The organism is Kitasatospora putterlickiae, assembly GCF_039527695.1.
In the GTDB taxonomy this organism is placed as follows: domain Bacteria; phylum Actinomycetota; class Actinomycetes; order Streptomycetales; family Streptomycetaceae; genus Kitasatospora; species Kitasatospora putterlickiae.
On record NZ_BAAAKJ010000258.1, the window covers coordinates 1 to 9,521 of the forward strand.

The 9,521-nt window shown below is 74.1% G+C and carries 9 protein-coding genes and 1 pseudogene; all 10 read left to right on the top strand.

What is annotated here, in order from left to right; all coding sequences use genetic code 11:
* Positions 1-356 (top strand): annotated as a pseudogene (locus tag ABD308_RS26350) (L-aspartate oxidase); the annotation flags it as partial.
* 4 nt (positions 357-360) lie between these two features.
* Positions 361-1,353 (top strand): carboxylating nicotinate-nucleotide diphosphorylase, encoded by a 993-nt coding sequence (gene nadC / locus ABD308_RS26355; RefSeq protein WP_344339253.1) that lies wholly within the window; start codon positions 361-363, stop codon positions 1,351-1,353.
* Between the two features lie 74 nt (positions 1,354-1,427).
* Entirely contained in the window at positions 1,428-2,222 is a 795-nt protein-coding gene (locus tag ABD308_RS26360; RefSeq protein ID WP_344339255.1) for a type III pantothenate kinase, read from the top strand.
* A 178-nt stretch (positions 2,223-2,400) separates the two neighbouring features.
* Positions 2,401-2,682: a LuxR C-terminal-related transcriptional regulator gene (locus tag ABD308_RS26365; RefSeq protein ID WP_344339257.1), complete on the top strand. Its 282-nt coding sequence runs from the start codon at positions 2,401-2,403 to the stop codon at positions 2,680-2,682.
* A gap of 144 nt (positions 2,683-2,826) precedes the next feature.
* Positions 2,827-3,249 (top strand): hypothetical protein, encoded by a 423-nt coding sequence (locus ABD308_RS26370; RefSeq protein ID WP_344339258.1) that lies wholly within the window; start codon positions 2,827-2,829, stop codon positions 3,247-3,249.
* 93 nt (positions 3,250-3,342) lie between these two features.
* Positions 3,343-4,320, top strand: a complete 978-nt coding sequence (locus ABD308_RS26375; RefSeq protein ID WP_344339260.1) for a hypothetical protein — start codon at positions 3,343-3,345, stop codon at positions 4,318-4,320.
* 732 nt (positions 4,321-5,052) lie between these two features.
* Positions 5,053-6,708 (top strand): peptidoglycan-binding protein, encoded by a 1,656-nt coding sequence (locus ABD308_RS26380; RefSeq protein WP_344339263.1) that lies wholly within the window; start codon positions 5,053-5,055, stop codon positions 6,706-6,708.
* Entirely contained in the window at positions 6,705-7,430 is a 726-nt protein-coding gene (locus ABD308_RS26385) for an ABC transporter ATP-binding protein (protein ID WP_344339266.1), read from the top strand. Before ABD308_RS26380 ends, ABD308_RS26385 begins: the two co-directional genes overlap by 4 nt.
* Positions 7,427-8,662 carry an ABC transporter permease gene (locus tag ABD308_RS26390; protein ID WP_344339271.1) on the top strand — a complete coding sequence of 412 codons (1,236 nt, stop codon included), beginning with the start codon at positions 7,427-7,429 and terminating at the stop codon, positions 8,660-8,662. The genes ABD308_RS26385 and ABD308_RS26390 overlap by 4 nt, the downstream gene beginning before the upstream one ends.
* Positions 8,663-8,792: 130 nt before the next feature.
* The coding region (locus ABD308_RS26395; protein WP_344339274.1) for a hypothetical protein at positions 8,793-9,521 on the top strand (729 nt) is incomplete at its 3' end.

Sequence of the window (9,521 nt, forward strand, 5' to 3'; positions counted from 1 at the left end):
ACCCGGCGCCCGAGGCGCGGGCCGAGATCCAGCGGCTGATGTCGCGCGGCGCGGGCGTCCTGCGCTCGGCCGCGTCGATGGCCGCCACGGCGCGGGGGCTGGCGCTGATCGCCGAGCAGTCCCGCGCCGACGCCGCCGAGCAGAAGCCGGCCGACCCCCGGGTCGAGACCTGGGAGGCCGCCAACCTGCTGCTGGTCGCCGACGCGCTGGTCACCGCCGCCGAGCAGCGCGAGGAGACCCGCGGCTGCCACTGGCGCGAGGACTTCCCGGAGCGCGACGACGCCCATTGGCGGCGCCACCTGATCACCACCCTCACCGCCTCCGGCGGCCCCGTCAGCACCCCCGAGGAGCAGTAACACCATGACCGACGCGACCGACGTGACCCACCTGCACGAGCACGAGCACGAGGAGCTCCCGCTGGCCGGCGGCTGCGGCGACGGCTGCGCCTGCGGGGACGGCGAGGGCTACGAGACCGGCCTGGACCCGCGGCTCGCCGAGCTGCTGGAGGAGGCCGGGCTGGACCCGATCGAGGTCGAGGACATCGCCACCCTGGCGCTGGCCGAGGACCTGGCCGGCGGCGAGGACGTCACCTCGGTGGCGACCGTGCCGGCCGACGCCGTCGCCACCGCCGACTTCACCGCCCGCCAGGCCGGCGTGGTGGCCGGCCTGCGGATCGCCGAGGCGGTCGTCTCGCTGGTCTGCGAGGAGGAGTTCGAGGTCGAGCGGCACGTCCAGGACGGCGACCGGGTCGAGGCCGGCCAGGTGCTGCTCTCGGTCCGCTCGCGCACCCGGGACCTGCTGACCGCCGAGCGCAGCGCGCTCAACCTGCTCTGCCACCTGTCCGGCATCGCCACCGCCACCCGCGCCTGGGCGGACGCCCTGGAGGGCACCGGCGCGGTGGTCCGCGACACCCGCAAGACCACCCCGGGCCTGCGCGCGCTGGAGAAGTTCGCGGTCCGCTGCGGCGGCGGCGCCAACCACCGGATGGCGCTGTCGGACGCGGCCCTGGTCAAGGACAACCACGTGGTCGCGGCCGGCGGCGTCGCCGAGGCGTTCCGGGCCGTCCGGGCCGCCTACCCGGAGCTGCCGGTCGAGGTCGAGGTCGACACCCTGGAGCAGATCACGCCGGTCCTGGAGGCCGGGGCCGACCTGATCCTGCTGGACAACTTCACCGTCCCGCAGCTGGTCGAGGCGGTCGCCCTGGTGGCCGGCCGGGCCAGGCTGGAGGCCTCCGGCGGACTCACCCTGGCCACCGCGCGCGAGGTCGCCCAGACTGGTGTCGACTACCTGGCGGTGGGCGCGCTGACCCACTCCTCGCCGGTCCTGGACATCGGCCTGGACCTGCGCGCCTGACCTCCCGTCCGTCCGCTCCGCCCGCACGTCCGCCCGTCCGTCCGTCCGCTGGTCCTCGACGAAGAAAGCACCCCATGCTGCTCACCATCGACGTCGGCAACACCCAGACCACCCTCGGCCTGTTCGGCGGCGAGGAGGTCGTCGAGACCTGGCGGATCTCCACGGATCCGCGCCGCACGGCGGACGAACTGGCGGTGCTGCTGCACGGCCTGATGGGCTCGCAGGGGTCGAGCACCGCGATCTCCGACGCCAAGGTCGAGGGCCTGGCGATCTGCTCCTCCGTCCCCTCCGTGCTCCACGAGTTCCGCGAGGTGACGCGCCGCTACTACGGCGACGTCCCCGCGGTGATCGTGGAGCCGGGGGTGAAGACGGGGGTGCACGTCCTGATGGACAACCCCAAGGAGGTCGGCGCGGACCGCATCGTCAACGCGCTGGCCGCCAACCACCTCTACGGCGGCCCGTGCATCGTGGTGGACTTCGGCACCGCCACCACCTTCGACGCGATCAACGCCCGCGGCGACTACGTCGGCGGCGCGATCGCCCCCGGCATCGAGATCTCGGTCGAGGCGCTCGGCAACCGGGGCGCCCTACTGCGCAAGATCGAGCTGACCCGCCCGCGCAACGTCATCGGCAAGAACACCGTCGAGGGCATGCAGTCCGGCATCCTCTACGGCTTCGCCGGCCAGGTCGACGGCCTGGTCGACCGGATGGCCCGCGAGCTGTCCAAGGACCCCGACGACGTCCAGGTGATCGCCACCGGCGGCCTGGCCCCGCTCGTCCTCGGCGAGGCCGGCTCGATCGACGTCCACGAGCCCTGGCTGACCCTGATCGGCCTGCGCCTGGTCTACGAGCGCAACCGCCCGAGCTGACCCCGCATCGGTGTGACGCACCTCACACCTTCACGAACGAGGACATTCACGCACGGTCCCCCCATCGCGACTGCACGTGATCATCGTCCGCACCCCATCCCGTGCTAGCGTCGACAGCCGGGGCCCCATCACCCACCGCTCCCCGCCTAGGAGCGGTAGGCACTGAGGGGGGAAACACATGCACGGAACCATCACGGCCGTCGACGACGCCCTGGACGACCTGCGCACCTCGGCGTCCCGGATCGACAGCCTGAGCGGCCGCCAGGAAGAGGTGCTCCACCTCCTGGCCCTCGACCTCTCCAACCAGGAGGTCGCCGACCGCCTCGGCATCACCGAACGCACCGTCAAGGCCCACGTCGCCGCCCTGATGGACCGCCTCGGCGTCGGCTCACGGCTACGCCTGGCCATGGTCGCGCTCTATCACCGCATGGCCAACTGTCCTTGCGGACAATGGTCTTGATGCGAAGGAAGGCCTAGATTCGGCAGCACTCGGGGGTACGGGTCCGCATCCGTGACTCCCGGCGTTCCAACCGGGGGGAAGTACCAGGCTTCTCTCCTTCGTACCCCCGTCCGCTCCACGGGCGGGCCATCCGAAGGGTCCAACGTGAACGTCAAGCGCATCGTGGCCACGGCCGCGATCCTCGCCACCGGCCTCGGCACCGCCGTCGCCACCGCCCCGGCCGCCTCGGCGGCCACCATCGGCACCTGCACGTACAACTACGCCTGCCTGTTCTACAACTCCTCCAACTACAACCTGGGCGCCCAGTTCCAGCACGAAAGCGACATCAACGACTACGCCGGCGCGTACTTCAGCGCCGGCCAGTACGGCAGCAGCGGCGCGGGTGTCGAGGTCAAGAACCACGCCGCCTCCGTGGCCAACGGGGACCGCTACTGGCAGGTCACCATCTGGGAGCGCAGTGGCACCACGCCCTGGGGCAACCACAACATCATCCGGCCCGGTGCCTTCGCCGACCTCGGCGTGGTGAAGAACGACAACGCCGCCGGCACCTGGCAGTACGCCGGCTGACCCTCCCGTCCTCACGGTGCGGGCCCGAATGACCGGGTGCCCTCCGGGCCCGCACCGCCCACCGCACGACCGAAGCACGGAGACCTGAACCAGATGGCCACACACGCCTCGCCACTCAGTCGACCGCGGCTGCTCACCGGAGGAGCGCTCCTGCTCCTCGCGGTCGGTTGCACCTCCACGGCCGCGTCCGACGACAAGCCCGCGGGCGCGGGTCTCTCGGTGGCCCCGCCGTCGGTCTCCGCTGTGCCGACCCTCGTCCAGGCCGAGGACAAGGCACTCCCCATTGAGGCCTACCTGTTGACGGGTGAGCAGGGCAGGCAACTGGCCACCGCGAAGAACGCGCTGACGGACCGCTGCATGGCCCGGTTCGGCTTCACCTCCATCGAGCCTCCCGCACCGTCCGGCGCGGGGGGTGCGACCACGAACCTGACGCAGCGGCGGTACTTCGTCACGAACGCCACCGAGGCGGCCCAGTACGGCTACGGCTCCAAGACGCCCGTCACCAACGCGAAGCCTTCGGCCGCTCCGAAGCCGCCCGCGTACGAGCTGGCCCTCACCGGCAGCCCGAACGGCGCGATCGCCATCATGCCGGGCCAGACCCCGCAGGGCGGGCAGGACGTCAACGGCCAGAAGGTGCCGCCGGGCGGCTGCCTCGGCGAAGCGAGCGGCAAGCTGGGCGCCGCCCCGGCCAACAACAACGGCGGGGACGCCCAGCTCGCGCTCGACGTCAAGGACACCGGCTGGAAGCAGTCCCAGACCGACCCCCGCCTGCTCGCCGCCTTCTCCGCCTGGTCCGGCTGCATGAAGGCCAAGGGCTACAACTACCCGACCCCGATGGCGGCCACCGACGACCCGCAGTGGCAGACCCTCGGCGCATCCTCCGAGAAGGCCCGGCAGACCGCCACCGCCGACGCGACCTGCAAGGCCGAACACAACGTGGTCGGTGTCTGGTACACCGTCGAGTCCGCCTACGAGACCGCCCTGATCGAGCAGAACGCCGAGGCCCTGAGCGCCATCAAGCAGGACATCGACAAGCGCGTCAAGCTCGCCGCCGAGGCCCTCGCCTCCTGACCCATGGCCACCCAGACGAAGTCGACCCCCGACAACCCTGACGTCAAGCCACCTCCGCATGGTCCGCCAGGTGGATCGAGTTCCGGAACGAGGGTGGGGCAGGGCCGATTGCGAGTGGCCGGACGACGAGGCGCGACGGACCCGACAGTGCCCGCGGGCGCTACTGCGCCGGCCGTGGCTACGGTGATGGCACTGGCCGGGTGCTCCTTTGGCGGCACCGACGGGGCCTCCTCGGCCCGTCGGCCGCACCACCGGCATCGCAGGCCGCCGCCGAGACCCTCCGGCCGCGGCGTTGCCACTGGAAGCGGCGGCGCGGGGGGCGCGGAGAGCCAGGCCGTCTTCGAGAACGCCCTGCACAAGCTCTCCGCCGAGTGCGCTGCGCACGGGACATGGGGCACCGGGTCACCGAGCGGCCGCCGGTGACGGACGAACAGATCCTGACCACTCGGAGGGCGCAGCGTCCGACCTCCAACCCGTACGCGACACCGGCCGCCCAGGCCCTGAGCCCGCTGGAGGCGGGGCGGCGGAGAGGGTCGTCGGCGCCGCCGGGGCGCAGGAGTTGGCGGTCGCCCGGGCGGACCCCGGGAGCCGGGCGGGCGACAGGCCGGCGGACGTGTGGCTCCGACCGAGGCCGCCTGAGCCGGAAGATTCGCAGGCAAACCTTGAGTTTCAGTCAACCTGTTATCACCATGGGACAGTTGGATTCGTTTTCCGAAACGAGGGTGGGGGCGCGTGGAGTCCGAGAGGGTGGACGTGACGCCGGAGACGGCGGCGGACGACGAGGTGGGCGGCGGCGAGCGGGGGGTCCGGCGGCGCCGGCGGGCACTGGTGCTGGTCATGGCGGCGGCGGTGGCGCTGGCCGGGGGCGGCGTCGCGGCGTCGACGATGATCAAGTCGCCCGCGCAGGCGGCGGCGGACAGCGAACCGCCGGCGCCGGACGTGCTGACGGCCACGGTGGAGAAGCGGGTGCTGACCGACTCCGTGGTGATCCGCGGCCAGGTGAGCGCCGGGCAGTCGGTGGACGTGGCGCCGGCCGGGGGCGGCGGCGCGACGGGGGCGAAGCCGGTGGTGACCAAGCTGCCGCTCAAGGTCGGCGACCAGGTGCAGGCCGGACAGTCGGTGCTGGAGGTGGCGGGCCGGCCGGTGTTCGCGATGCACGGTGACCTGCCGGTGTACCGGGACCTCAAGCCGGGCGCCACCGGGCAGGACGTCAAGCAGCTCCAGCAGGCCCTGAAGGAGCTCGGGTTCGGCTCGGACGGCGACGCCGAGGGCACCTACGGCACGGGCACCAAGGAGGCGGTGAAGAGGTTCTACGCCGCGCGCGGCTACGACCCGATGCCCGCCACACCCGACGGGGACACCCAGGTGACCGCCGCCCAGGACGCGGTCACCGGCGGTGAGCGCGCGCTGGCGGACGCCAAGGACGCGCTGAAGCAGGCGAAGAAGCAGTACGACGACGCGGTGACGGCCGCCCGGCAGCAACAGGCGCAGCAGAGCGCCGCACCGACCGCCGCACCGACCGCCGGGCCCACCGGCGGCCCCGCCGCCACCGCGCCGGCCCCCGCGGCGACGGCCGGCACCGGCCGGTCCGGCACCACCGGCGGAACGGGCCCGGCCGGGGAGAGCCCGGTGGACGCGGCCCGCACCACCGTCGAGACCGCCCAGAAGCAGGTGACCCGGGCCACCGAGGACCTCGCCAAGCTGCGGAAGAAGGTGACGGACGCGAAGACCGCCGCCGGCCCGATGGTCCCGGCCGCCGAGCTGCTGTTCCTCTCCGGCTTCCCGGCCCGGGTCGACGCGGTGGCCGGCCGGATCGGCGGCGAGGTCTCCGGCAAGGTGCTGACCGTCTCGGCGGGGGCACTGGTGGTCAAGGGCGGTCTGAGCATCTCCGACAAGGGCCTGGTGCACCCGGGGCAGACCGTGGAGATCCTTTCCGAGGTGACCGGCGTCAAGGCCGCCGGCAAGGTCGGCGCGGTGGCCGACACACCGGGCGACGGCCAGCCGGCCGGAGCCGCGCCGGGGACCGGCCAGGGCGGCGGCCAGAACCCGGCCCCCGCCCAGGGCGCCGCGAACGGCTACCCGATGGTGGTCCAGCCGGACGCCCCGCTGGACCCGCGGCTGGCCGGCCAGGACGTCCGGCTGACCGTGCAGGCCGCCTCCTCGGCCGGCCCCGTGCTGGTCGTCCCGCTGTCGGCGATATCCGCGACGGCGGACGGCAGGACGGTGGTGACGGTGTACGAGAACGGGCAGCGCCGCCGGGTGGAGGTCACCCCGGGCACGGTCGGCGGCGGCAGCGCCGAGGTCCGGCCGCTGACCGAGGGCACGCTCAAGGAGGGCGACCGGGTGATCGTCGGCGTCAAGGACGCCAGTGGGGCGGGCGCCAAGTGAGCGAAGCGCCCGACGCGGCCGGCCCGGCCACCCCCGTCATCGAGTTCCGCCAGGTCGGCCTGACCTACCCGGGCCCGCCGCCGGTGGCCGCCCTCAAGCCGTGCGACCTGGCGGTCGCCCCCGGCGAGTACGTGACCGTGATCGGGCCGTCCGGCTCCGGGAAGTCCACCTTCCTGAACATCGCCGGCCTGCTGGACGCCCCCACCACCGGCCACTACCTGCTGGACGGCATCGACACCGGCACACTCCCGGACGCCGACCGCACCGCGCTGCGCGGGCGCCGGATCGGCTTCGTCTTCCAGTCCTTCCACCTCCTCCCGCACCGCTCGGCGGCCGAGAACGTCGCCCTGGCGATGCTCTACACGGCGACCCGGGGCCGGCGCGCGGCGGCCGAGCGGCACGAGCTGGCCCGCGCCGCGCTGGTCCGGGTGGGCCTCGGCCACCGGCTGGACGCGCTGCCGACCCGGCTGTCCGGCGGCGAGCGGCAGCGGGTGGCGATCGCCCGGGCCCTGGTCGGCCGGCCATCGCTGCTGCTCTGCGACGAGCCGACCGGCAACCTGGACACCGTCACCGCCGAGTCGATCCTGGCCCTGCTGGACGAACTGCACGCCCAGGGCCTGACGGTGCTGCTGATCACCCACGACCCGCAGGTGGCCGCCCGCGGCCGGCGGACGGTGGCGATCCGGGACGGCCTGCTGCGCGAGGAGGTGGTCGCGGCGTGAGGCCGACCCGCCGCGACCGGGTGGTCGAGCCCTCCCGGTTCCCGCTGCGCGACCTGCTCTCCGAGGCACTGGCCGGGGTGCTCCAGCGGCCGGCCCGCTCGACGCTGACCGGCCTGGGCACCGTCCTCGGGGTGGGCACCTTCGTGGCCATCCTGGGGCTGACCGCGACCACCTCCTCGCAGATCGACTCCCGGTTCAGCGTGCTGAGCGCGACCGAGGTGAGCGTCGAGGACGTCGGCGGCACCCGCCCCGAGCTGGTGCCCCTCGCCTTCCCGGCCGACGCCGACGCCCGGATCCAGCGGCTGAACGGGGTCGAGGCGGCCGGCGTCTACTGGCCGGTCAGCCAAGCCTCCGGAACGGTCCGGTCCGCGCCGGTGGGCCGGCAGGCCGGTGGCGAGCAGGTCTCGGTGGTGGCCGCCTCGGCCGGGGTGCTCGCGGCCGCCGAACCGCACCTGGCGCAGGGCCGGACCTTCGACGGCTGGCACGACTCGACCGCCCGGCGGGTGGCGGTGATCGGCGCGGCGCTGGCGTCCCGGCTGGGCATCACCACGCTGGACACCCAGCCGGCGGTCTTCCTGGACAACCGGCCGTTCACGGTGATCGGCATCGTCGACGACGTGAAGCGCAAGCCGGACCTGCTGCTCTCGGTGCTGGTGCCGCGCGGGACCGCCGCCCAGCTCTGGGGCGAGCCGGAGCGGGACCGGGCCAAGATGATCATCTCGACCAGGATCGGCGCCGCCCAGCAGATCGCCGCAGAGGCCCCGCTCGCCCTGGACCCGGCGCACCCGGAGTACTTCAAACCCGTCCCGCCACCCGACCCGCGCACCCTGCGCTCCAACGTCACCTCCGACCTGAACCAGCTGTTCCTGCTGCTGGCCGGGATCTGCCTGGTGATCGGCGCGGTCGGCATCGCCAACACCACCCTGGTCGCCGTCCTGGAGCGGACCGGTGAGATCGGACTGCGCCGGGCGCTGGGCGCCCGGGGCCGCCACATCACCGGCCAGTTCCTCTCCGAATCGGCCTCGCTGGGGCTGATCGGCGGCCTGGTCGGCACCTCGCTGGGGGTGCTGACGGTGCTCGGCGTGGCGCTGGCCCGGGAGTGGACACCGGTGGTCGACCCGGCGACGGTGGCCGCCGCACCGGTGATCGGCCTGCTCACCGGGCTGCTGGCCGGGGTCTACCCGGCCTGGCGGGCGGCCCGGATCCAGCCCGCGGAGGCGCTACGGCGCTGACCCCGGCACCGGCCCCTGCCGTCCTGCGGGCGGGCCCCGGCGGCCCGCCCGCAGGACGTTCCCGGGGCAAACGTGGGGCGTCGGCGCGGACCTACCGACAAATCGGATATTCCTCACGTAGTGTCAGTCCATGCCTACGCCACACGGATCGCGCGGCGGCATGGCCTTCAGCGCCGACGAAGTCCGCGTGCTGCGCCGCGCCCTCGCCCAAGCCCTGCACCCCGCCGTCCCCGTCCACCTCCAGCTCCCCGGCGGGCCGGCGTTCGCCGACGCGGGCGCGGCGCTGTGGGCCGAGGACGTCCAGGACGCGCTGCGCCTGACCGAGGCGATCGACGAAGCCGTCCAGGAGGGCGGCCGGCTGCGCGCCTTCCTCCTCGCCGACCTCGCCCGTTACCGGGCCGCCCTGCCCGGCAGCGCCAGCGGCTACCTGGAACGGCTGGAGGAGGCGGTGACCGACGGCTACCTCCCCGGGCCCGAGGACCTCACCGCGCTGCGCGGACTGAGCCGCCAGCCCTGCGGCCAGGGCGAGCGCTCCCGCCGCTCCCGGCTGGCCGGGCGCTGCCACGCGCTGGCCGAGGCCGCCGTCCGCGAGCGGCTCGCCCTCACCACCGGCCAGCGCCACCTCGTCGCCGTACCGAGCCCCGCCGCACCCCCGAGCACCTCCCCCTTCCCCGTTGGCCCCATCCCCGTTGGCACCCCTGTTGGAGGACGGATCCCGATGAGCACCACCGAGCCCCCCGCCGAGCAGCCCGCCGACCCCCGCGCGCCGCAGGGCCGCAAGCCCGCCCGGCCGCACCGGATGCCCACCCCCGCCGAGCTGTTCGGCCGCCGCCCCAAGCCGCCGGCCGGCCCGGCCGCG

Coding starts and splice junctions, on each gene's coding strand:
- ABD308_RS26375 (WP_344339260.1), top strand. CDS start 3,343: ATGGCCACACACGCCTCGCCACTCAGTCGACCGCGGCTGCTCACCGGA.
- ABD308_RS26360 (WP_344339255.1), top strand. CDS start 1,428: ATGCTGCTCACCATCGACGTCGGCAACACCCAGACCACCCTCGGCCTG.
- nadC (WP_344339253.1), top strand. CDS start 361: ATGACCGACGCGACCGACGTGACCCACCTGCACGAGCACGAGCACGAG.
- ABD308_RS26365 (WP_344339257.1), top strand. CDS start 2,401: ATGCACGGAACCATCACGGCCGTCGACGACGCCCTGGACGACCTGCGC.